Source organism: Rouxiella sp. WC2420, from assembly GCF_041200025.1.
Taxonomy (GTDB): Bacteria; Pseudomonadota; Gammaproteobacteria; order Enterobacterales; family Enterobacteriaceae; genus Rouxiella.
In genome coordinates this window covers 2,316,282-2,339,849 of sequence record NZ_CP165628.1, presented here as the reverse complement: position 1 = coordinate 2,339,849, position 23,568 = coordinate 2,316,282, and the positions used below count along the sequence as shown (strand labels likewise).

Below are 23,568 nucleotides of genomic sequence, written 5' to 3'. Positions count from 1 at the left end.
GCGGTGTTAGCGCCAGCGGGCAAAATCTATGGTGCCAGAGAGAGGTTTATGGCAGCGATTTAATTTGGAATGACGATTTACTTTTGCAATGAATAGGCATAGAGCCGGTCACGGGCGAGATTCTTCATTTTGACTTCGCACATAATGTCAAAATCGACAAACGACAGCGCCCAGTCATTTAAGGTGTCGTTAAAATAATAATCGGCATGCGCCCTGAGTTTTGACTTGGAAACGCCTAAGGTTTGCTGATCCGGATAGCCTTGTTCAGGGATCAATCCTTCCTGAGAGATTGAGTAGTGCATTACCGGCCGCACGCCGCGCCACGACGTTTTGATCGCCGCCATACGCGGATCGTCGGGCTGGATAAAGGCGTTCTCTTTAACCCAGTGATGATGAATATCCAGCACTATCGGGCACAGCTCACGAGCTTGCAGCACGTCATCAAGTGAACAGGAAATCTCGTCGTTTTCCACCGTCAGCATTCGCTTTGATTCGTTACTGAGCTGCATAAAAGCGTCTTTAAATCCGCTGAAACCGGCTCTGCCGTTCATATGAATATTGATTTTAAAATCTTGAAAGGTCTTGCCGTAGCCCATCAGCCTGGCGCACAGAGTATGATATTCGACGTCTTCAATGGCCCGCTCGACCACCGCCGGGTTATCCGAGGCCAGTACGGTATATTGTCCGGGATGAAACGACAGCCGAATGTCGTTTTCACGCGCCACTTCACCACAGCGGGCAAATAACGGGTAAAGATCAGCCAGAAAAGACTGATATAAAGGCTTGGCCTCGGGCACGGTATATAAAGGAAGCAAATCGCTGCCGATTCTCATCATCCTCAACGCCGGTAATTCTGTCGCCAAATGTTTGAGATTCAGATACAGGTTATTTAAATTGGTTGCCGAAATTTCAAAAATCAGCTTTATTCTTTGCTCATTATCCAGACTCAAAAATCTTTTACGCGTGGTCGCCCGAAACGGGAAAGGTTGATGCTGCTGTGCATCAAAATATTTACAGGCAAATCCTAACTTCATGCTGCCTCCGGCATAGTTTTTTGCTGATTACTGCCAGCGAACGCTAATGGCGCGCCATTCATCAAGCGATTGTTAATCCAGCTTGACGAGTTTAGTCATCAGCAGGCGGAAAAGTTTTAATCGTAAGCGCATAAAACGCGCCTCGACCTTGAGCACAGCCTGGCCTTCATTACCAAAGCGCAACGTTTTATCTTTACGCGGACGCCAGACCGGCCAGTGTATATCGCCCTCGATATGGGTGCTTTTGCCTGCAACGTGACGGGCAAAATTCAGCCAGTATTCACTGACCTTTTCGGCAAAGGCTTGATCACCCGAGGTAAACCCGCCCCCGATAACCTGTGATTTCTCGATTAAATGCATATTATTCATTACGTAAGGAATTTCACTGCCGTGCCAGGTGCCATTTGGGCACTGCACGCGCGCGTTTTCCGAAACATAGTCAAAATAGTAGCGCCAGCCCGGCGCTCCGGCTTTGTGCTGGCCCAGCATCGCCACATATCCCATGGTGGTAAACGCCATGTCGCGGCTAATCTGTCGCCCCAGTTCCTTGTCATTTTTGACTCCCGGATAAAGGCATTTAATCAGCCTTAATCCCAGCGGGTGCTGCTGTTTAACCCTTCTCACGACCCCCGCCACATTAATATCAAAGTAACTCAACACGCTGGCCTCATCGCTGTTGCTACCGATAATCAATGGCAAAGGATGCTGTTTGCCAGCGGTGAACACCGCGATCATCGGCTCTGGCAGCACGCTGTCACCCGCAATAGGGACTGGCGCGACGCCAAGTTTGCCGCTGAGCGGCCAAAAGCTGTCCTGTGGCAATGCGCGAAGTTGCTCCGCCGTGGCCTGTTGCAGGCCAAAATGATCGGCCAACGCTTTACCGCGACGTAACGCCTTCGAGCGACTGGTGTCAGGTAAGGTATAGGCGCTTTGTACGATGCCTTTATGAAAGAAACCTTTGGCGCGTGGTGATGAAAACAGTGACAACACACTACGAGCCCCGGAGGATTCGCCAAAAATAGTGACATTTTCGGCGTCACCGCCAAAGGCCGAAATATTATTTTGCACCCATTGCAGCGCCGCTATCTGATCCAGCAAGGCAAAATTATTAACGATTTCACCAGGCGGGTACTCTTCATCCAGTGCAGGATGAGCGAAAAATCCCAGATGTCCAAGGCGGTAATTCAAGGTCACCAATACCACGCCGCGTGACGCCAGCGGACCGCCTATATAAGGAGAAAGTCCTCCAGAACCAATGGTATAGCCACCGCCGTGAATCCACACCATAACGGGCCGTTTTTCCCCCACGAAAGGCGAAGCAGTCCAGACATTGAGATAAAGACAGTCTTCGCTGAACACGCCGGGATCGCCACCGCCTACCGCCATGCAGTAATCTCGGTTTTGCCAGCTAGATTGCCCCCAGCGATTAGTTTGTTTGATACCGTGCCATTTTTCCGGCGGCTGGGGTGGCCGCCAGCGCAGTTCACCTATCGGCGGCGCTGCAAAAGGGATCCCTCTGAAAGATGCAATTCCGTTTTCCCAATCTCCCGCTACGGTACCGGCGTCCGTTACTACATGGGGAGCGTGCTGATTCGGCATGCTGGATCCTTTTAATTAAGGCTTTATTTGGGATGCCACTTGTCATCATCCCCTTTTTTATAAGAGTGCTTTACTGCAGCCCAGGCAACTTTATGCGCCGTTTCTTCGCGGCTTTCTTCACCCCGACGATCGCTGGAATCCTTATATTCATCCCAGGCGCTGTTATACGCCTCCTTGTAAATATCCTGCGCGTGAGCAGGAAGCACATGTTTGACCGAGTCTGGCAGGGATGAGCGATTTTGATAAGGCATCAGAGTTTCTCCATGTTCTGGTTTTGCAGTTTACCCTCAACTCTAAGTCTAGCTGCTACGCTTGAAGATAGCCGGATTTAGGAAGATTAAGGCTTTTGCAGTCAATGTGGCTTTTGACATTTAATAAGTAGATTAACAAGCAAGTAAATTTACTTACTTTTTAAAACCAGCAAACATCACCCTGACAACGGGTAATTTACTGTAAATAAATGACATTAATTTTACTACCACTAAACTACTTATGTTATTAAACCTGAGAAATCCCTGATTAAGTTACAAAAACACGGGCTATGCTGTAAAAACCCCACCAATACCATTTTTCCTATACTCTGTATGTTTTATCTGCTATAATGTAACCAGAAATTACCGTTATATTTTATAGAGGTATCGCGCACTCTACAGGATCCACACCCTGCTTTTGTGAGGGCTATTTTCACTTTTTGCCTCCACGCCGAGCATCTTTTATAAGGAAAATCCCCACCATGGTGTCAGCTCAGGACCAACACAAGCAAAAGTCTCGTCACAAAGAGTATTCTCTCGTCTTTCCTATTATTGCGCTGATCGTTTTGATGCTGTGGGGCAACAGCAGCAATTTCGGCTTTGTGGTCGGCATTAACCTAATTGCGCTACTGGGTATTCTCGCCAGTGCATTCAGCGTTGTGCGCCATGCAGACGTACTGGCGCATCGACTGGGCGAACCTTACGGCTCACTGATTTTAAGCCTGTCGGTGGTTATCCTTGAAGTCAGCCTCATTTCGGCCCTCATGGCCACCGGCGATGCCGCTCCGGCACTAATGCGCGATACGCTGTTCTCGATCATCATGATTGTGACGTCGGGCCTGGTGGGTGTTGCCCTGTTGCTTGGCGGCAGAAAATTCGCGACTCAGTATGTCAATCTTGGTGGTATCAAGCAGTATCTGATGGCGATTTTCCCGCTGGCAATCATCGTATTGGTGTTGCCCGCCGCCTTGCCCGGCGGTAACTTCACCACCTTGCAGGCACTGTTTGTGGCCGCAATTTCAGCCGCCATGTACGGGGTTTTCCTGTTGATTCAGACCAAAACGCACCAAAGCCTGTTTGTCTACGAACATGAAGATGAAGACGAAAACACGCCGCACGGCAAGCCGTCATCCCATAAAAGCCTGACCCATGCGCTGTGGCTGGTGGTGCATCTGGTGCTGGTCATTGCAGTGACCAAATTCAACGCCAACCCGCTGGAAACCTTGCTGACCGAGCTTCATGCTCCGGCACAGTTCACCGGCTTTCTGGTCGCGCTGCTGATCCTCTCGCCTGAGGGGCTTGGCGCTTTAAAAGCGGTGTTGAAAAATCAGGTGCAGCGCGCCATGAACCTGTTTTTTGGTTCGGTGCTGGCAACGATTTCTCTTACCGTCCCTGCGGTGACAATTATTGCAACACTAACAGGCCAGCAGCTGATGTTTAGCCTGGATCCGGCCAACATTGTCGTCATGTTGGCGGTGCTTATCCTGTGCCAGATTTCTTTCTCGACTGGCCGCACCAATGTGCTTAATGGTACTGCTCACCTGGCACTGTTCTGCGCTTATATGATGATTATCATGCTTTAATTTAACGGCTATGAGGAAAACACCCGCCTGCAGAAACAACAAAGGCCGCCATAATTGGCGGCCTTGCTTATTTACCGAGACCAGTTAGGTACTCGATGGGTTAAGTTACGGTTCAGGAATAGGCATTCAGCGCATGTTGGCACAAATCTGAACGCACACAGTCCTCTTTGTTAAAGCGAATGATGCCGACCATCTCGTCTTCTTCGAAGCGAGATAATGCATCGCTAAGCCCTGATACCACACCGCGCGGTAAGTCACACTGGGTGATATCCCCGTTAACAATGACCGTCACGTTTTCACCAAGACGGGTCAAAAACATTTTCATCTGAGAGGCGGTGACGTTCTGGGCTTCATCCAGAATAACCACTGCATTTTCAAAAGTACGCCCTCGCATGTAGGCGAATGGCGCAATTTCTACTTTTCCTATTTCCGGTCGCAGACAGTACTGCATGAACGATGAACCCAGGCGACGCACAAGAATGTCGTAAACTGGCCGGAAGTAAGGGGCAAACTTCTCAGAGATATCACCAGGCAGGAAACCGAGATCTTCATCGGCCTGCAATACCGGGCGAGTAACAATAATCCTATCTATTTCTTTGTGAATTAACGCCTCTGCCGCTTTCGCAGCGCTGATAAACGTCTTGCCGCAGCCAGCTTCACCTGTGGCAAAAATCAACTGCTTATTCTCTATGGCTAATAAGTAATGACCTTGAGCTTCCGTACGCGCTTCGATAGCGGAAGTATCGCGTGAATCGCGAGCCATTCCGATAGATTCCAAACCGCCCATTTGTACTAATGAGGTCACAGATTCTTCCTCACGTTGGCGGTGACTGCGTGAGTCACGTCTAATAACACGTTTAGCTTCACGACGAGCCTGGATCACTGCTTTTTGTCTTCCCATAGTGGCACCTTACAGTTTGTTTCACTTAACGCTATAGGCCTGAGGCCCGCACGATTATGTTTCACATACAGATTAGGTTTGGTCTCCTTTTAGACCAAGTTGAGCCAATGAATAACGTGAAGAGGTAAATAAAGTCCCAGGGTTATTAAATAACCTGTTTCTCCATTTATTTTCACGAGGAGGCATTGTCGATATCGACAAACCACTGACCATGACAGTCAATAAGCCAGTAAAAAAACCAATGGAGGAGTTGGGTTCATTCAGTGAGAGTTTTAGGTCAGTTAAAGAACGTGGTCGCTGAGAAGTCTTGGAAAGTGAGAAAAATTTAAAACTAACATCGGTAGATAAAAGAGAGTCGGAGGTCTGACCCTCGCCTGCTGATAAATCAGGACAACGAGTGGAGAATGTTGAAGCGTTATTTTTACCGCCTAGCCCAAACATGGACTTTACCATTCGCTATCCCCGCAGTTGCTGCTAGTTAATTTCAGTATAACGATATCTGGAAACTTCGCTAGCGGTCTAACTCGAATGTAAAAAAAATATTTGCGGGAGTCAATAGGATCAAGGATCCTTTTTTTGATCGAACTATCCGGCAATTTTCCGGATAGTTTTCAGAAAGCTATTGAACGCTTTTTATACAACCAACTTTCGACGATCGCCAGGATCGTTTTAAGCGATCAAATTTTCTTTGCGTTCTTCGATTAAATAACCATGGATACCGCTCGCTAAAGCTTTAGCCATTTTTAGCTGAAAGCTCGGCTGTTGCAGCAGTTTTTCTTCTTGATGGTTAGTAATAAACGAGGTTTCCACCAGCACCGAAGGAATGCGTGGCGATTTAAGCACCACAAAGCCCGCCTGCTCAATATGTTGATTATGCATATGGTGAACGGTAGCAATATTGGCCGCTAGATGTTTGCCAAAATCCAGACTGCGATTGATGGTTTCAGTCTGATCGAGATCAAACAAAGTCTGTTTCAGGTAGGCATCATTGGTCTGTACATCATTGTCATAGATAGCATCGACGCTATTTTCACTTTGCGACAAATAGCGCGCCATGGCACTGCCCGCCCCGTGTTCAGAAAGTGCAAAAACCGACGCTCCAGACACCTGATCGTTGGTAAAACCATCAGCGTGAATTGATACAAACAGGTCAGCTTCATGCTGGTGAGCTAAATTAACGCGGTGGTAGAGAGGAATAAATACGTCATCCTGACGCGTTAATACCGCGTGAACTTTATATTGCCGTTGCAGCTGCTGCTGTAAATGTTTGGCGATATCCAGCACCACGTGTTTTTCATAGGTGCCCTTACCACCAATAGCGCCAGGATCTTTACCGCCGTGGCCGGGATCGATCATCACCAGCAATGGCTTTTCGGCCAATGGCTTTTCAATCGGAACCGGCGACTCTGCTTCAGGAGAAATAGCCTCGGCAACTGCTGGAATGGCAGCCACCGCGCCATGAGCCACGGTAACATTAAATTGTTTTAAACCATCGATGCTGTTCTGATGACTTATTTTAGCTGCCTGATTGAGTTCTAAAACAACACGCGCCGTTTGCGGAGTAAAGTGTGCAATTTTAGCACTGGCTATCCAGGAGAATTTCTGTTTCACCACCACCAATGAATGAGTCAATGAACTTGGAAATGCGGTCATTGAAACGTCAATAACCACACGCTCGGGATTTTCCAGACGAAATACGCGAGCGTGCGGGTCATTAGCCGGCAGCGTAATATGCAAGCTGTCGCTGTTTGATCTGAAATCAAGCAGCGACATTTTTTGTGCAGCAAATATCTTTGGCGACGCTATTGTCATGCCCATTCCAAAGATCAGCAATTTTCTGCGTGATTGATTAACGGTCATAAGTTACTCACTCTCCACCGAGCACATTTACAGACAGGTTTAAGTCGCAATTTTGGCGCAAGTGTTTTTCCTATGCCAGTAACAATCTACTAATAATCCGATTATTTAATCTCTGTTTATGTCCACACTCGCTTATTTACATTAATTAAGCTTTCAAGTATTACTTTCTTGCAACTGGAAGCAATTAATAACAATTACTCAATAGCTAAACCTGCATCCGGATCCATAAGATGCTTATGATAAAGTGCTGAAAATAGCAGCGACATAAAATATGTACTGACTGACTTGCCCTGCTGTTGGTCAGTTTCTCGCCGAATACGCTCGTCCCCCGTATGCAACGGTGTCCCCATAGCATTTTCATAAACGGTGTGGAATAAACCACAGAAAATATCCAAATTATAATAGGCCATGTTAAGTTTTATGTTTGGCTCTGAAAAGAGATATTCCACCAGCGGTGTTATTCTTTTTTTAATATAATCTTGATCCTCTCGAGTAATTGATGTGATGCTATGGCGATCAAGGAAATACTCATAATGTTGGTGCAATGCTTGCTTATGTATAGGGTTTCTCGTATGTGCGTAAAAATGGAGGTAGAAGGCAATAGCATATTTAGTATGTCGAGAAATATAATCTAAAAAAAATGCTTTATTTGACATTAAATGAGCAGCAAATTTAGCAGCCCCCGAGATCTTAAAATTCTTTACAATAGAGCCTGAGTTAAGATAAATCTCTTCCTGAAAAACATAATTAATATCCTCAAACGTTAAATGCCCAAACTCGTGTGATAATGAATATTCGATAAAGTTCGGATCTGTAAGATAATCAAGCAGGTAAACACGTTTGTCGTTTTCACTATTATATACAAAACTATAAGCCCCATCACCATAAATCAGTTTCTCAATCGGTGTTTTTAAACAACCAGAAATTAGCTTTCCTTCCACCAATCTATCCGCAACAACAACAATGTCGCTAATGTTAAATTTACTTACTTTATCCAAGTAAAGTTTTAATTTAATTTTGAAGTTCTCAACTTGAGCAGGAGTGAAACTGCCATTAAAAAACTGATCCAGGCTTTTAGTTAAAAATTTAATTGAGTTTGGTGTATTTAGTTGTAAGGCTATTTCGGAAGACATCGTTTTAAGCCGACTCAGCGCTTGCGTAATACTTTCATGCAGAAAGGGATAGTTTCTCATTATTTTAGCTGGCGTTGCAGCTTTAATAATGTAATCCCCAATAATTTTTCCACCGCGTCCCCGCCCTACAAACCGTCGATTTAGCCAACTATTAGCTTTTAAATTTCTCACGATATAGGTGTCATAATAATATTTTTTAGCTTCCTTAAATTCCTCCTTCGAAATTTTCCCGGTGACCACTGTCTTTTTAATTTTTTCATATTCTTGAAGCAAACCCTGCACGCGAGAGATGAACCTGCTCCTGACCAGCTTACCCCCATCATCTAGTTTTATTGATTTATCAATGACATGGGAATAATTACCCAGTGCTGTTGTAATTAATTCAAAATCATTAAATACTCTAATATTGATATTCCATTCACGAACGTTAATAACGAACTCTCTTATTTTTGGTGGGATGGTTTCCCAGATATCATTATAATCAACACAGATTATTTGAGCTGCCGCAGAGCAATCAACCTTATCCAATATGATGGGTTCAGCCAAACTCATGAATTTTGTCTTCAAATACTCTAGAGCATCTGCTTTTTCTTGAGAATCCACTTTTGGGACGAGGAGATAACCGCACTGGGCCGGAGAAAATATCTCGGCGATTAAATCTGTATTAGCACGATCGTTTCGCCTTGGCCGTGACAATACCTGACAGAAAATATCTCGATGCTTGCTGTCCCAGAGTAGCCACTTTCCCTGATTATCAGGACGCCGGTAGTATAATTCTCCCTGAGAATCCTTCCATGATACGACAATACCTGTACCCGTTTTCTGCTCAACCCATATCGAGTCCAGAGTCCAATGCTGCGGAACATTCTCTAAGGAATTGGCTAAATTGATATAAACGTCATCATCCACTGTTAATTGGGACGCCCGTGTCACTGGCTTAAAATAAATCACGTTATCGCGCCAGTAATGAATCTCATTATTTCTTGCATCAATCACTACTTGTCGATCGACGGGTAAACCCACTGGCGCTATCAAGTACAGGCTATCGGTACTGGTCTGTTTTATCCCAGGATAGTAGCGTGTTCCGCTCTGGGTATGCTCGGTCACTGCTGTGAAAGGTTCAGATATATCAGTAAGGCTTTGCAGCGCATAATGCTCTAAATCACGCATTCGCCCTTGCTGATATATTTCAACGCGCAGCTGTTGTGTAGTGCCTGTATTCAATGTGTTTTTAAGTAATTGAACTTCACGAAAATGAGTTTCGCGCTGAATTAAAGAACGCAATAAATCGGAAGGATTATGTATTAATAACTGATTTATTTCATCTAGCCTGTAAACTCGTAATTCACCTGAACTAATTGTAAGGGTAAAATACAACACGTCGTGCAGTGGGTCCTGCCATACATTCACGGGTTGATACTCTTTAGGTAGCGGATTGACCGCGATAGATTCAAATGGTGCTGGTAAAGTCAATAATGCGGAAAGTTCGGCATTCTTAGTGTAATGATAGCTAACGGGTAACGTTTTTTCTAAACCAGAGTCCAACTGCTGTTCCGCCTCCACTATGGAGCGATCCAGATGTGACAATACCGGCTCTCCTTCAGCAACAATCTCTGTATCGGCCAATCCATTTTTTAACACTCTTTTAATTACATTCGCGACGCTCTTTATTCCCTCTTCTTCTTCACTTCCCGCTGGTGCAAAGGCGTAAAGGCAAAAAGCGCCATCCATAATGAGTGGAGCAATATGCCCCTGCACTATATCGGTAGCTGCATCTTTACAACTTCCCAACGGAGTCAGGTAAATAAGCTGAGAAATTTGGTGACGAAACCAGGTATAAACGCGCCCATACTTACGTTGAGGAGGATTTTCCGGTGCAGTGTGTGATGATATTTCTGGCAAGCTTATCATCGCTAATTGCCGCGTGACAATCTCGCGAGCCAGAATGGTGGCAATCTGAGACCAATTCTTGATGTTTACAGCAACATGCAAGCTGCCGTCATTTTGCAGGTGAAATTGATAACGTGAGGCTTGTACCAGCATATTTTCCGATAGGCGTCCAAGCATCGCTGACTTTCCCTGACCATTAAAAAAGACTTCTCGTTCAGAAATATCCTCTGGCAGGCTGTCGGCAAGTGTAAATAGCAACGGTTGGCTGGTGTCGCTTTGCACTGGAACTAATGAAATAAAATAGTGGTGCTTATCGAGCCGAGGAATTCCGTTATCATCATGACGACGTGAAGTGAGTAAAAAACCGATATACGGGCGAGCAACAGCTGAGCTGTCATGGGTATTTGAAAGCCGAACAAACTGTAAATCAACACCATTAACCGCATGTAGATTGCGTATCATGCTCTGTTGATCACTTTCGTTAAGACTTTCAAGCGCCAGCGCGTAAAGTTGCTGTTTGATAGAGCGAATCTGTTGAAAAACTAACACGCTTGGAGAATCATGGCCGGCTGCTGATTTCAGCGCCGCTGACAGCTTACGTTTAGCTTCAATAAACCGAATTAGCAATACTCCCAGTCGTTTCAACTGATCCGCAGTGTATTTAATGCCGCGCCCGTGGTTATCGGCAACGTTAGTGAATAACAACTCAAGATGGCTAAAATGATCAACTAAGGCATCAGATGAACTGTTGAGCAATAAATCATGACCTAGCCTGATAAGCTGTTGGCGGCTTATCGATGCGATATTTTCACTATTCACCACCCTTCTGACTCCCAGATTAATTAATATCCCAGCCGGTGATAAACAGACTTCATTCCTTAGCTCTTGATTCTTACGCAACAACATGAATGGATAATCGAATTCGATCAATTGTTGATGCCAATAGGCAAGTCGGATTATTTTTTGTGTCGTAATATATTCGGGAAAAATGCCAGTTGGATCCTGAAATGACTGAGTCACTCTGGATATAAATGAATCCTGGATAGCCTGAAAATAGCCTTCTAATCGAGCATAAGTTACCGGTTCGGTCTGATTCATCAATGTTGCCATATGAAAATTGCTGGTCTTTAACAGCTGTATTGTGGAAGGCAAATATTGATCAAGTAACGTTAATAACACCTTCGCCAGCATCACCTCTGCCAGCGGCGAAGCCGTCAATGCCATTTTTAATTCTTCATTATGTTCGAATGGTGATGCGATAAAAAGCTTAGACAGAAAAATGTCTGTTTCAGCATGAGAAACGCCTAAGGTTTGGCTTAGCTCATGGCGACTGGCTAGCCATTCACTGGAAGCGACAATATTCTTTAATTCAGAACTCCGAAGGTCAGGGAATTCTTGTGGAGTAAATATTTGCTTTTCTTGCATAAATCTTTCAACCGCCTGCATTTTTTGCACCAAACCCAGCTCGCTGACCCAAAAAAATGCCTTTTCAATCATATCTTTCATACTGCTGGCACGCACCGGCTCAGCGGGCGTTGGCAGGCAACTCAGACAATCGACAGAACTGTTAGGGGGAGCAAAAAGCGGATACAGCAGACCGTCGGAATCAAGCACATTCATCTGGTAGAGTTGGTCTTCAGTACTTAATGAAGGCTGGTCAACAATGCGTAGACTTAATTTAAGCTCAGTTTTAACTACAGGTTTATTGATAACATTGTTCGGTACCAAGGCAAATAACCCATCATGCACTACACCTCTGCGAACTCTGCTATTCCACGGGACTGTTCTTGCTTCTAATTTTGCCGAGGCGACTTCAGGAAAGCGCAGTGGATCTTTTAAATAAAAGTTCGATGGCGAGTTTTTTGATTCCACTATTGCCAAGGCTGCCTCGGAAAAACGCAGCGGATCGCTTAAGTAAGAAGACGGTAACGCCACCGCAGGCACAGACTGAGGATCGGTGTTAATACTCAGGGTATGGTTGGTGGTGCTAAGGGCATAAATAACCCTGTTTTGCTGGGCTTGTACCCGCAGATAAAACGCTGAGGATGCGCCACTATCGATGATTTGTGTCACGTTATCAGCAGATAACACCGGGCAAAATGCCATCGGGCTATCTTGACCGTCGGCGAAAAAAACAGCCGAGGAAAACTCTGGCAGTCGATATAATTGCTGGCCAGTATTCGGGCCGAACATCGGACGTGTAGCGGGTAATCCTAAAGACAGTTCGTATTCTGCTGGCTGCGAAACACCATTATTTTCACCCAGCTGACTCTGCCAGGTGAGGTTTGCTGTTGCAGCACTTTTTTCGCCACGCTCGAAGGGTTCTTCACAACAGCCTGCAAGTAATCTCGCTAAATTTAAGGTCAGATCTCTCGGCTCGGATTGTTTAATATCGTGATGCAAAAGCCGTGAGATCAATGGATAAAGCAGATAAAAAGTGGCGGCAGGCCCCAACAGTTGCAGCGTTGACAGGGTATAACCGCGTTGTTTCAGCGCATAACTCAGGCTGCTAATCAACGGGTTATCCGCCGAGGCAAACTCAGCCAGGCCAGGATGCCCACTTTGAGACTGTACTTGGCCCATAAACGCAGTCACCAGCTCAAATGCATTATCTCCCGCTTGCCATCCTGTTTGCCATAAATAAGACCCTACAGCAGCAGCGTAAGATGCCGGTAAAAGCATTACATTGTTTAACCGATTAAAGTAAGCGACTCCTGCAGCTTGCTTAACAAGACTGCCATTGTGACAACAGGCCTTTGGTAAAACTGGCTTCTCATTAATAATCACATTAGTCAGTGGCATAGACCCTTCTATTGTTAAAAATTTGTGGCTTTTTATAGCAGATACGTCGCAATGCATACTCTAACGATTCGCTTAACCTGTTAGGTTTTAGCTAAGTTCAATCTTTTAAATTGATGGAGCAATGACAAAACTCTGCGCTATGCTGGGCGCATGTAAATTGATAATGCCGCCATAGATTTGTCAGAGGTTCAGGTGCAAATAGAGCCATTACCGCCATTAAATACCTTAGTCGCCTTCGAATGCGTGGCGCGCTATTGCAGTTTTTCCCGCGCGGCGGACGAGCTCAATCTGACGCAAAGCGCCATCAGTCGACAAATATTGCAGCTTGAAGAGATGCTGGGTTGTAAGCTTTTTACCCGCACTCAGCGACAGGTCAGTCTTACGCCACGCGGCGAAGCTTTTGCGGCAGAGATCCGCAAATCGCTGGCCGAGATCTCTCATTCTACTGCCGAGGTGATGGGCTGGAGTGGGTTACCGCAGGTGACTCTGGCCTGCACCAGCGCGATGGGATCCCTGTGGCTCTCTTCTCGCCTCTCGGCGCTGCGTCAACTACTGCCTGATTTACAGATTCGCCTGAAGATTTCTGACAGTTTTTCTTCGCTCAAAACCTCAGAATTTGATTTAGCGATTTTCTATCTGCGTGAAGCGCCTGAAGGGTTTCACGCCGAGCCGCTGTTTGATGAAATCTGTTATCCAATGTGTTCCCCCGCCTTTGCGAAAAGTCTGCCAGAAAACCTTAGCGCTGAAGAAATCCTTAACCAACGCCTGTTGATTCAGGACGATCCGCAGCGAGAGTGGACCGGTTGGCGCGACTGGTTTAATTCACAGGGGGTCAATCATTTTTCACCACGGCTGACCTGGCGGGCTAATAACTATCCTTTTCTGGTTCAAGCCGCGGTGCAGGGTGACGGAATATTATTAGGCTGGGAGGGGCTGGTGCAGGACTATATTAACTCAGGGCAACTTGTTGCAGCGCATCAGGGGAAATTGGCCGCTGCCGGAAAATGTTATCTGCTGGTGCCGCAGGATAGATATCTGCGGCCGGTTATCCGTAAAGTGAGCGAGTGGCTAAAACAAAATGCGGAATAAAGATAAATATCAGCCGTCACGCTGTTTAATTATTGCCCAACACGGTCATTAATGGGCAATAAAGTATAAAACAACGCGCATAGACAATTTCACGGGGTATTTGACCTTTTAAATAATTATTATTTCTTCGACTTAACTCACAATTTAATAATAAGCATCGGCTTGCTTATACTCTTAATTTAATTAAGATCTACAGGAGGTAGCTTGGTTTTAGCGTTAAACCGACGTTTTCTCGCCGATTTCATGCCAATCAAGGTAAATATTAGCCACATTGACTGTGAGATACATGAAGCCAAATTAAAGTCATGGCTCAATGAATACAGTCCGAACACGCCACCGATTATATTAAGATAAGCATAAAGATCAGCATCAACCGCTAGTTTACGCATTTGAACCAGCGCATAAGCCAATAGATAGCAAAACACCCCAATTAAGCCGACTGCCGTGTGCAATTCCATGCCCTACTCCGTTTTTCTTGCTATTCATTGCTGGCAAATTAAATCTTTTTAGGCTGTCTTGCTGCGCATTTTTCGCATACTCTCATGATAAATTCTCATACATGATTTCGTATCGACTTTGATATAACTCATTCAGGCAGATAATAAAATTGACTATGCCGCTTACTTAACCGGGAGATGATAATGACTGATAAGCACCTGTCCCAATTAATTCATAATGCTCAAATTAGCCGTCGTGGCTTTATTACCAGCGCTGCCGCCGTGGGAATTACTACCGCCTATGGTTTTGCACCATTAAATGCATTTGCTGCACCTAAAAAGGGCGGCGTATTAAAACTTGGCATGTCTGGCGGAAGCACCAGTGATACCATGAGTCCGTTGATACTTAGTGATTGGGTTCCAATGAATCAGGCATATATGTTGATGAATGGCCTGATTGAAATTGATGAAAATAATAAAGCCGTGCCAGAACTTTTCTCAGCCTGGGAGGCAAAACCCGGTGCAACCGAATGGCTATTTACTGTCAGAGACGGCGTGACATTCCATAATGGCAAGAAGCTGACGGTCGAAGATATTATTTACTCGATTAACCTGCATCGTGGCGATAAATCGACCAGCGCAATCAAGACCCAGCTTGCTTCCATTACTGACATTAAAAAGCAGGGTGATAATCAGGTTCTGGTTACCCTTGCAAGCGGCAATGCCGACCTGCCTTATTTGATGGCCGATTATCATTTACTGGTGGTACCGGAGGGCTTCACCGACTGGTTGCATCCGATTGGCACTGGCGGCTTTATCTTCGACCAATATCAGCCCGGCGTGCGCTCCTATTTCAAACGTAATCCGAACTACTGGAAGCCGGACCGCGCTTTCGTAGATGCCGTCGAAGTGTTAGTGATTAATGACCCGACCGCGCGCACCAATGCACTGATTTCGGGTCAGGTTCATGCGATTAACCGCATTGATTTCAAAACCGTCGATTTCCTTAAACGCAGCCCGATGCTCAACATTATTCGCTCATCCGGCGGCCAGCACTTTACCTTCCTGATGGACTGCAGTGTCGCCCCTTTCAACGACAATAATATTCGTATGGCGATTAAAGAAGGTATCGATCGTCAGAAGATCCTCGACACGGTGCTGCGCGGCTACGGCCAACTGGGCAACGACCATCCGATCCCAAAAACCGATCGCTTCTTCAATCATCAGCTTGAGCAACGGACATTTGATCCGGACAAGTCAAAGTTCTACCTGAAAAAAGCCGGTCTTACTGAGCTAAAACTGGAACTGTCTTCCTCAGATGCCGCCTTTGCCGGTGCATTGGATGCGGCTGCGCTTTACCAGCAGGAAGCACAACAAGGTGGCGTACAAATTAGTATCAAACGCCAGCCAGCCGACAGCTACTGGGAAGATGTCTGGATGAAGGCCCCCTTTAGCATGGGTTACTGGGGTGGCCGCCCTACTGCCGACCAGATGTTCTCCACCGCCTATCAGTCCACCGCGAAATGGAATGATACGCACTGGAAAAACGACAAGTTTGATGCACTGCTGATTCAGGCCCGCTCATTGCTCGATGAAAGCAAACGCGCCGAGATTTACGGTGAACTGCAAAGTATTGTCCGTGACGACGGCGGCGCGATGATCCCGCTATTTGGCGACTATCTCGACGCCAGCAACAAAAAAGTCGGCGGCTTCTTGCCTCATCCAATGTTTAACTTTATGGGTGGGCGACTGGCTGAGCGCGTCTGGCTGGAGGCGTAATGACCCAACGTATTTTTTATCGCGTACTGCTGGGAATTATCACGCTGTGGTTGGTATCGGTGCTGATTTTTATTGGCACCGAGATGCTACCGGGCGATGTTGCCACTGCTATCCTCGGTCAAAGCGCCACGCCAGACAATGTGGCGGCATTACGCCAACAGTTAGGGCTGGATCAGGCACCCGTGCTGCGTTATCTGCACTGGCTTTGGTCACTGATGCACGGTGATTTAGGGCATTCTCTGGCCAACGGTCAGCCGATTGGCGACGAACTGCTGCCGCGTCTGGGTAATACACTGTTCCTGGCTGCCTATGCCGCGCTAGTGGCGATTCCCCTGGCGGTCGGACTTGGTATTGCGGCGGCTATCTGGCGCGATTCAATCTTTGACCGCATTGCCAACACCCTCACTTTGCTGAGTATTTCGGTGCCAGAGTTTTTTGTCGGCTACGTGCTGGTGATCCTGTTTGCCATTCGCCTGACCTGGTTCCCGAGTCTGGCGATGGTTGACCCGAGCACCACCTTCTTACAGCGGTTATACGTTTGTACCCTGCCCATGCTGACGCTGACTTTAGTGGTGCTGGCGCACATGTTGCGCATGACCCGCGCCTCGGTAACGGCGGTGATGTCCAGCCCCTACATCGAAAGCGCGGTGCTGAAAGGTATCTCGCGCTGGCGCATCGTGGTTCAGCACGCGTTACCCAATGCGCTGGCACCGATTATCAACGTCGTGGCGTTCAACCTGGCGTATCTGGTGGTCGGCGTGATTTTGGTCGAGGTGGTGTTTGTTTATCCGGGCATTGGCCAGTACATGGTAGATGCGGTAACCAAGCGTGACTTACCCGTGGTACAGGCCTGTGGATTGCTGTTTGGTGGCACTTACATCCTGCTCAATACCACCGCCGACCTGCTGGCCATCTGGTGTAACCCGCGCCTGCGCCACGCCCGCTAATGTTGAAAGGAACGGCTAATTCATGAACAAAAAACTTTCTTTTAGCGCCATACCGATTTCTGCCTGGATAGGCATTGTCATTATCGCTATCAACCTGATTGGCGCACTCTTTGCTCCCTGGCTGGCTCCCCACACGGAAACCGAGCAGGTCGGCGATATCTGGCTGCTGCCTTCTATGCATACGCCATTGGGTACCGACAGTCTGGGGCGCGATATGCTGTCGCGGATTTTGTATGGCGCGCGCACCACGATTTCCATCGCCCTGGTAATCACTTTCAGCGCCTTTATTATCGGCATCATCACTGGCTTTGCGGCGGCGATTTATGGCAAATGGGTTGACGTAATCCTGTCGCGCATTGTGGATACATTGATGTCGATTCCGGTGCTGATTTTCGCGCTGATGGTGTTATCGGTGATGGGCACCTCGGTGCCAGTGCTGGTAATGACTATCGCCCTGCTCGATGCCACTCGCGTATTTCGTCTGGCGCGTCTGGTGGCGCAGGCGATCGTTTGTCAGGAGTATGTCGAGGCCGCTCGCCTGCGCGGTGAAGGCCTGGTTTGGGTATTAAGGAAAGAAATCCTGCCCAACGCCATTCCTCCGCTGCTGGCCGAATTTGGTATGCGTTTTTGCTTTACCTTCCTGTTTATCGCTGGCCTGAGCTTTCTGGGGCTGGGCATTCAACCGCCGTATGCCGACTGGGGCAGCATGGTGCGCGACAATGCACAGGCGATTAACTTTGGACAATTTGCGCCTCTTTATCCTGCGGCGGCGATTGCCCTGCTGACGATTGGCGTCAATCTGGTCGTTGACTGGCTGCTGGCCCGTAACAGCCTGCCACATGGAGATCAGGTATGACCACTAAAACTCTCGACATTCGCGGCCTGTGCGTCGATACCCTCGACGGCTCGCCGCTGGTTAAATCGGTGTCACTACAGCTTGCGCCCGGTGAAGTTCTCGGGCTGATTGGCGAATCTGGAGCCGGGAAATCGACTATTGGACTGGCGGCTCTGGGCTATGCGCGTCAAGGCTGCCGCATCAGCAGCGGTGAAGTGTGGCTCAACGGCACTAATCTGCTGGCTCTGTCCTCGGACGAGAAGAGAAAATGGCGTGGTCGTCGGGTGGCCTACGTGGCGCAGAGTGCTGCGGCGGCATTTAATCCGGCGCTGACCATTGAACGACAGGTTTGTGAAGGTCCGATTCGCCACGGCCTGATGAACAAACAAGAAAGCCGCGCATGGGCAATCACCCTGTTTCGCGCGCTAGACCTGCCGGATCCGGAAAATATTGGCCAACGCTATCCGCATCAGCTGTCCGGCGGGCAGTTGCAACGGGCAATGGCGGCGATGGCGATGTCATGCAAGCCCGACTTGCTGGTGATGGACGAACCCACCACCGCACTGGACGTCACCACGCAAATTGAAGTGCTGGTCATGCTGCGAAAACTGGTGCGCGAGTTCAACACTGCCGCGCTGTATATCACCCATGACTTGGCAGTAGTCGCTCAACTGGCCGATAGAATCATGGTGCTACGTCACGGCAGCGAAGTCGAAACCGGCACCACTGAGGCGATTTTGCACCAGCCGCAGCAGGAATATACCCAGCGACTGGTGTCTGAGCGGGTTCACGGTATGACTGGAGAGGTCGCGAAAACGGTTACCGAATCCGCTGCGCCGCTGTTGACCATTGAACAGCTCAGCACCGGTTACAATGGTAAAACTGTGGTCGAGAATATCAATCTTTCACTTGCGCGTGGTAAAACGCTGGCGGTCATTGGCGAGTCCGGCAGCGGCAAGAGTACTCTGGCTCGTGCCTTGGTTGGCCTTCTTGCCGACACTGCCGGAAAAGTGACTTTTGATGGCGTGACCCTGTCACATAAGTATGCGCAGAGAAATAAAGAGACGCTGCGCCGCATACAGATGATCTACCAGTTACCTGACGTTGCGCTGAATCCTCGGCAGACCATTCTGGAAATTATTGGCCGACCAGTCGCCTTTTATTTCGGGCTGAATAAACGCCAGGTCAGAGCGCGAGTCGAGGAGTTGCTGAAGGTTACTGAATTACCTCTCAAACTGATTGACCGCTTTCCGGGCGAGCTATCCGGCGGACAAAAACAGCGGGTTTGTATTGCACGGGCGCTGGCGGCCAATCCAGATTTGATCATCTGCGACGAAGCCACTTCGGCGCTGGACCCGCTGGTTGCTGAAGAAGTATTGAATCTACTGCGCAAGTTGCAGTCTCAACTTGGCCTTTCTTACCTGTTTATCACTCACGATCTCGGCACGGTGAAGCGCATCGCCCACCAGGTTGCGGTGATGTATCGCGGTAATATTGTTGCCAGCGGTGATACTCACAAAGTCTTCAGCCCGCCGATGCATGAATACACCGAGAAGCTGCTGACGTCGGTGCCGGAGTTGCGCACGGGCTGGCTGGACGAAGTCCTCGATTTACGTCAGGTGACGACAAAAAACGTCGCTTAAGATACGGAAAACAGTATAGCGGAGCAGTATGAAACAGATAATTACCGACTTCCCACACAGCGTGACACAAATAGAACACCTGTGGTTGAAACTCAGCGACGGCACTCGCCTCGCGGTGCGTTTATGGTTACCCGACAGCGCCGCGCAGCAGCCGGTGCCTGCGATCCTCGAATACATCCCCTATCGCAAACGCGACGGCACGCGGACTCGCGATGAGCCGATGCACGGCTATTTTTCTGGTCACGGCTATGCTGTGGTACGGGTGGATATGCGCGGCAGCGGTGAATCGGATGGCCTGCTGGCCGACGAATACTTGCAGCTCGAACAAGACGACGCGCTGGAAGTGATCGACTGGATCGCCTCTCAGCCTTGGTGCAGCGGCAAAGTTGGCATGATGGGCAAATCCTGGGGCGGTTTTAACTCGCTGCAAGTTGCCGCCCGTCGCCCTGATGCGTTGAAAGCGATCATCACTGTCTGCTCGACCGACGACCGCTACAACGACGACATCCACTATAAAGGTGGCTGCCTGCTCAACGACAATCTGTGGTGGGGCGGCATTATGCTGGCCTATCAGAGCCGCCCGGCCGATCCGGCGCTGGTCGGCGACGGCTGGTACAACGAGTGGTTGCACCGGCTGGAAAACATGCCGTTCTTTCCGGCGCTGTGGATGGAGCATCCGCTGCGCGACCGCTACTGGCAGCACGGATCGGTATGCGAAGACTGGTCAGCCATCCAGTGCCCGGTCATGGCTATTGGCGGCTGGGCCGACTCTTACAGCAACGCAATATTCCGCCTGATGGACAACCTCAAAGTGCCGCGCCGGGCGATTATCGGCCCGTGGGCACATATTTATCCTCAGGACGGCACGCCGGAACCGGCGATCGGTTTCCTGCAAGAAGCGCTGCGCTGGTGGGATCATTGGCTGAAAGAGCAAGAAAATGATGTGCTTGAAGGGCCGATGATCCAGGCCTGGTTGCAGGACAGCCAGCCACCGTCGGCTCAACGCCCAACCAGTAAAGGTCAATGGGTTGGTTTTGACGCCGGTACTGCCAGTAATGTCAGCGTCGAAAACTGGTGGCTTTCCCGCGGGCAGCTTAATCAACAATCCGCCACAGAGCCGGCTCAAATGTCGATTTGTTCGCCACAAAGTCACGGGCTGATGGCCGGTGAATGGATGGGCGCGGGCGTGCTGGGCGAGACACCGCCGGACCAAAGGGTTGACGACGGGCAGGCAGAAATCTTTGATAGCGCCCCGCTGGCCGAGCCGCTTTCAATCTTTGGATTTACCGAGTTCAGCGTTGAGCTAAGCTCCGACAAACCGGCCGCCATGCTTTACGTGCGCCTGTCAGACGTCGCCCCTGATGGCGCAGTGAATCGCGTCACTCACGGCTGGATGAACCTCAGTCATCTGCAGGGCCAGCATAAATCCGTGCCGCTGGTTGCCGGTGAAAAGGTGCAGGTTAACGTGCAGCTCGATGGCATTGCGCACCGTTTTGCCAGCGGCCACCGCCTGCGTATTTCCCTCGCTACCACCTACTGGCCAATGGTATGGCCGATGGCCGAGGCGGCTACACTGACGCTGGATCTGCAAACGGCGAAATTGTCGCTGCCGGTTTGTGCGCAACCTTTGGCAATCGACGGGCCGAATCCGCATCCGCAAACGGCGGCGCCGACTCCGCAAACGGTGCTTTCGGCAGGCCGCGTTGACCGCACGCTGGACTATGACTTCCTGCAAGACAGCTGGACTTCAGTCACCAACGGCGTCGGCGGCGTATTTGGCGAAGGGGTTTATCGCTTTGATGACATTGACACCACGGTTGACCACAATCTGCGACGCGAGCTGACGATCACCAATGCAGATCCGCTATCGGCGCGCTATTTACTGACACAAACCATGAAGATGGGCCGTGAAGGATGGTGGATCGAGGCAGAAATCACCCTGGAAATGCGCAGCGATTTGACCCATTTTATCGTCAGTGGCGATATGGTTGTGAGTCTGAACGGTGAAGAGGAATTTACCAAGTACTGGCACGAAAGGATTGAACGTTAATTAACTTGCCTCCTCCACGGCGGAGGAGGCAATTTTTACAGTGTTTTAAATTTGCTTAAACGGTACGGTAAACCGCTTCAGCTTCATTGAAACGTTTTTCAATCGATGCCGAAGGTTTGCGGCCCATCAGGCTTACCACCACAATGGCGATCGCTGCGAATGCAAATCCAGGGATGATTTCATACAGATTAAACCAGGCAAACTGTTTCCACACCAGCACGGTAACTGCGCCAACGATCATACCAGCCAGCGCACCATTGCGGGTCATACGCGACCAGATCAGTGAAATCAGGATAACAGGACCAAATGCAGCACCAAATCCTGCCCATGCATAGCTCACCAGACCCAGTACTTTGTTATTTGGATTAGCAGCCAAAGCAATGGCAATCACGGCAATCAACAGCACCATCAAACGACCAACCCATACCAATTCTTTCTGGCTTGCCCCTTTGCGCAGGAAAGCTTTGTAAAAATCTTCTGTAAGTGCGCTTGAACAGACCAACAGCTGGCAGCTCAGCGTACTCATGACTGCGGCAAGAATGGCTGAAAGCAGAATACCGGCAATCCATGGATTAAACAGAATCTTGGCCAACTCGATAAATACGCGCTCGCTGTTCTGGCTCACGTTGCCGGCTTCGCCAGGATTGGAGGAGAAATAGGCAATACCGAAGAAGCCCACCGCCATGGTGCCAACCAGGCAAAGGATCATCCAGGTCATGCTGATACGACGAGCATTCTTGATGGTGTGATGGGAATCGGCCGCCATAAAGCGCGCCAGGATGTGTGGTTGCCCAAAGTAACCCAGGCCCCAGCCCAACAGAGAAATAATCGCCACAAAGTCCAGATTTTTGAACACATCGGTGTATTCAGGATTTTTGGCATGAATCACCATCATTGAGGTATGTACGCCACCCACGGCCAGAATAACGATCACCGGGGTAAGGATTAGCGCAAAAATCATCAACGAAGCCTGAACGGTATCGGTCCAGCTAATCGCCAGGAATCCGCCGATAAAGGTATAGAGAATGGTTGCTGCAGCACCGGCCCACAGCGCAGTGTCATAGCTCAGTCCAAAGGTGCTTTCAAACAGTCGGGCACCCGCCACCACGCCGGAAGCACAGTAAATGGTGAAGAAGATAAGGATAACCACCGCCGAGATGATTCGCAGCAGTTTGCTTTTGTCTTCAAAACGATGAGTGAAGTAGTCAGGTAACGTTAGCGCATTGTTATTCGCCTCGGTATGCACGCGCAGGCGTCCGGCGACCAGTTTCCAGTTGAAATAGGCACCGACTATCAGGCCGACGGCAATCCAGCCCTCTGAAATCCCGGAAGCGAAAATGGCACCCGGCAAGCCCATCAGCAACCAGCCGCTCATGTCCGAAGCCCCTGCTGAAAGCGCAGTCACTACGCTGCCCAGGCTGCGGCCTCCGAGGATGTAATCGTCAAAGTTTTTCGTGCGCAAATAGGCGATTAGCCCTATTAAAATCATGCCAAAGATATAGACACAAAATGTCACCAACATTGGTGTGTTCATCGTCATGCAAGTTCTCCATGTATGTAGCTTTAATTATTTGATATCACCTTAAAACGCAAAGTTACCCTGTCCGCATTTTTTGGGTTGCCGTGCAAATCTTCGAGCGCCTGTTCCCTTTTGCGTCCCCACGCTGATTCCGGCCTGGGGATACTAGTGGAGCATTTGTTATAGGCCAAGACTTTTAACGTCTTGTATACATCC

Annotated in this window: 16 protein-coding genes; 7 read left to right on the top strand and 9 right to left on the bottom strand. The window is 48.7% G+C overall.

The window, feature by feature from the left end:
• Nucleotides 1-77: 77 nt before the first annotated feature.
• The 3 genes from uvsE to chaB all read right to left on the bottom strand — a co-directional run bounded on the left by uvsE (nucleotide 78) and on the right by chaB (nucleotide 2,884).
• On the bottom strand, nucleotides 78-1,034 hold the full coding sequence (gene uvsE, locus AB3G37_RS10765; protein ID WP_369790679.1) for a UV DNA damage repair endonuclease UvsE: 957 nt from the start codon (nucleotides 1,032-1,034) through the stop codon (nucleotides 78-80).
• Between the two features lie 72 nt (nucleotides 1,035-1,106).
• On the bottom strand, nucleotides 1,107-2,633 hold the full coding sequence (locus AB3G37_RS10760) for a carboxylesterase/lipase family protein (protein ID WP_369790678.1): 1,527 nt from the start codon (nucleotides 2,631-2,633) through the stop codon (nucleotides 1,107-1,109).
• Nucleotides 2,634-2,656: 23 nt separating this feature from the next.
• On the bottom strand, nucleotides 2,657-2,884 hold the full coding sequence (gene chaB, locus AB3G37_RS10755) for a putative cation transport regulator ChaB (RefSeq protein WP_369790677.1): 228 nt from the start codon (nucleotides 2,882-2,884) through the stop codon (nucleotides 2,657-2,659).
• Between the two features lie 482 nt (nucleotides 2,885-3,366).
• Between chaB and chaA the strand changes: the two genes are divergently transcribed.
• Nucleotides 3,367-4,467 carry a sodium-potassium/proton antiporter ChaA gene (gene chaA, locus AB3G37_RS10750; protein WP_369790676.1) on the top strand — a complete coding sequence of 367 codons (1,101 nt, stop codon included), beginning with the start codon at nucleotides 3,367-3,369 and terminating at the stop codon, nucleotides 4,465-4,467.
• 112 nt (nucleotides 4,468-4,579) lie between these two features.
• Here chaA and phoH read toward each other — a convergent pair whose 3' ends face one another.
• The 4 genes from phoH to AB3G37_RS10730 all read right to left on the bottom strand — a co-directional run bounded on the left by phoH (nucleotide 4,580) and on the right by AB3G37_RS10730 (nucleotide 13,053).
• A complete protein-coding gene (gene phoH, locus AB3G37_RS10745) occupies nucleotides 4,580-5,368 on the bottom strand; it encodes a phosphate starvation-inducible protein PhoH (protein WP_009636256.1) in 789 nt (262 codons plus the stop codon).
• Nucleotides 5,369-5,440: 72 nt separating this feature from the next.
• Nucleotides 5,441-5,821, bottom strand: a complete 381-nt coding sequence (locus AB3G37_RS10740) for a hypothetical protein (protein WP_369790675.1) — start codon at nucleotides 5,819-5,821, stop codon at nucleotides 5,441-5,443.
• A gap of 216 nt (nucleotides 5,822-6,037) precedes the next feature.
• On the bottom strand, nucleotides 6,038-7,228 hold the full coding sequence (locus AB3G37_RS10735) for an N-acetylmuramoyl-L-alanine amidase (protein ID WP_369790674.1): 1,191 nt from the start codon (nucleotides 7,226-7,228) through the stop codon (nucleotides 6,038-6,040).
• A gap of 194 nt (nucleotides 7,229-7,422) precedes the next feature.
• Complete coding sequence (locus AB3G37_RS10730; RefSeq protein ID WP_369790673.1) at nucleotides 7,423-13,053, bottom strand: hypothetical protein; 5,631 nt, start codon at nucleotides 13,051-13,053, stop codon at nucleotides 7,423-7,425.
• Nucleotides 13,054-13,245: 192 nt separating this feature from the next.
• Between AB3G37_RS10730 and AB3G37_RS10725 the strand changes: the two genes are divergently transcribed.
• On the top strand, nucleotides 13,246-14,142 hold the full coding sequence (locus AB3G37_RS10725) for a LysR substrate-binding domain-containing protein (RefSeq protein ID WP_369790672.1): 897 nt from the start codon (nucleotides 13,246-13,248) through the stop codon (nucleotides 14,140-14,142).
• A gap of 179 nt (nucleotides 14,143-14,321) precedes the next feature.
• Here the strand turns inward: AB3G37_RS10725 and AB3G37_RS10720 are convergent, their stop codons facing one another.
• Nucleotides 14,322-14,600, bottom strand: coding sequence for a cyclic nucleotide-binding protein (locus AB3G37_RS10720; RefSeq protein ID WP_369790671.1), 279 nt, complete (start codon nucleotides 14,598-14,600; stop codon nucleotides 14,322-14,324).
• 183 nt (nucleotides 14,601-14,783) lie between these two features.
• Here AB3G37_RS10720 and AB3G37_RS10715 point away from each other — a divergent pair, with 183 nt between their 5' ends.
• The 5 genes from AB3G37_RS10715 to AB3G37_RS10695 are packed head-to-tail and all read left to right on the top strand — an operon-like array spanning nucleotide 14,784 to nucleotide 21,833.
• Nucleotides 14,784-16,358, top strand: coding sequence for an ABC transporter substrate-binding protein (locus tag AB3G37_RS10715; protein ID WP_369790670.1), 1,575 nt, complete (start codon nucleotides 14,784-14,786; stop codon nucleotides 16,356-16,358).
• On the top strand, nucleotides 16,358-17,305 hold the full coding sequence (locus AB3G37_RS10710) for an ABC transporter permease (RefSeq protein WP_369790669.1): 948 nt from the start codon (nucleotides 16,358-16,360) through the stop codon (nucleotides 17,303-17,305). Before AB3G37_RS10715 ends, AB3G37_RS10710 begins: the two co-directional genes overlap by 1 nt.
• A 22-nt stretch (nucleotides 17,306-17,327) precedes the next feature.
• Entirely contained in the window at nucleotides 17,328-18,161 is an 834-nt protein-coding gene (locus AB3G37_RS10705; RefSeq protein WP_369790668.1) for an ABC transporter permease, read from the top strand.
• Nucleotides 18,158-19,783 (top strand): ABC transporter ATP-binding protein, encoded by a 1,626-nt coding sequence (locus tag AB3G37_RS10700; RefSeq protein WP_369790667.1) that lies wholly within the window; start codon nucleotides 18,158-18,160, stop codon nucleotides 19,781-19,783. Before AB3G37_RS10705 ends, AB3G37_RS10700 begins: the two co-directional genes overlap by 4 nt.
• 28 nt (nucleotides 19,784-19,811) lie before the next feature.
• Entirely contained in the window at nucleotides 19,812-21,833 is a 2,022-nt protein-coding gene (locus AB3G37_RS10695; protein WP_369790666.1) for a CocE/NonD family hydrolase, read from the top strand.
• A gap of 55 nt (nucleotides 21,834-21,888) precedes the next feature.
• Here the strand turns inward: AB3G37_RS10695 and putP are convergent, their stop codons facing one another.
• Nucleotides 21,889-23,373, bottom strand: a complete 1,485-nt coding sequence (gene putP, locus AB3G37_RS10690) for a sodium/proline symporter PutP (RefSeq protein WP_369790665.1) — start codon at nucleotides 23,371-23,373, stop codon at nucleotides 21,889-21,891.
• Nucleotides 23,374-23,568: the final 195 nt, after the last annotated feature.

Bases quoted from the DNA above. Each gene is read 5' to 3' on its own strand.
- chaA (WP_369790676.1), top strand. From the start codon at position 3,367: ATGGTGTCAGCTCAGGACCAACACAAGCAAAAGTCTCGTCACAAAGAG.
- putP (WP_369790665.1), bottom strand. From the start codon at position 23,373: ATGACGATGAACACACCAATGTTGGTGACATTTTGTGTCTATATCTTT.
- chaB (WP_369790677.1), bottom strand. From the start codon at position 2,884: ATGCCTTATCAAAATCGCTCATCCCTGCCAGACTCGGTCAAACATGTG.
- AB3G37_RS10730 (WP_369790673.1), bottom strand. From the start codon at position 13,053: ATGCCACTGACTAATGTGATTATTAATGAGAAGCCAGTTTTACCAAAG.
- AB3G37_RS10760 (WP_369790678.1), bottom strand. From the start codon at position 2,633: ATGCCGAATCAGCACGCTCCCCATGTAGTAACGGACGCCGGTACCGTA.
- phoH (WP_009636256.1), bottom strand. From the start codon at position 5,368: ATGGGAAGACAAAAAGCAGTGATCCAGGCTCGTCGTGAAGCTAAACGT.
- AB3G37_RS10740 (WP_369790675.1), bottom strand. From the start codon at position 5,821: ATGGTAAAGTCCATGTTTGGGCTAGGCGGTAAAAATAACGCTTCAACA.
- uvsE (WP_369790679.1), bottom strand. From the start codon at position 1,034: ATGAAGTTAGGATTTGCCTGTAAATATTTTGATGCACAGCAGCATCAA.
- AB3G37_RS10710 (WP_369790669.1), top strand. From the start codon at position 16,358: ATGACCCAACGTATTTTTTATCGCGTACTGCTGGGAATTATCACGCTG.
- AB3G37_RS10735 (WP_369790674.1), bottom strand. From the start codon at position 7,228: ATGACCGTTAATCAATCACGCAGAAAATTGCTGATCTTTGGAATGGGC.
- AB3G37_RS10695 (WP_369790666.1), top strand. From the start codon at position 19,812: ATGAAACAGATAATTACCGACTTCCCACACAGCGTGACACAAATAGAA.
- AB3G37_RS10700 (WP_369790667.1), top strand. From the start codon at position 18,158: ATGACCACTAAAACTCTCGACATTCGCGGCCTGTGCGTCGATACCCTC.
- AB3G37_RS10705 (WP_369790668.1), top strand. From the start codon at position 17,328: ATGAACAAAAAACTTTCTTTTAGCGCCATACCGATTTCTGCCTGGATA.
- AB3G37_RS10720 (WP_369790671.1), bottom strand. From the start codon at position 14,600: ATGGAATTGCACACGGCAGTCGGCTTAATTGGGGTGTTTTGCTATCTA.
- AB3G37_RS10715 (WP_369790670.1), top strand. From the start codon at position 14,784: ATGACTGATAAGCACCTGTCCCAATTAATTCATAATGCTCAAATTAGC.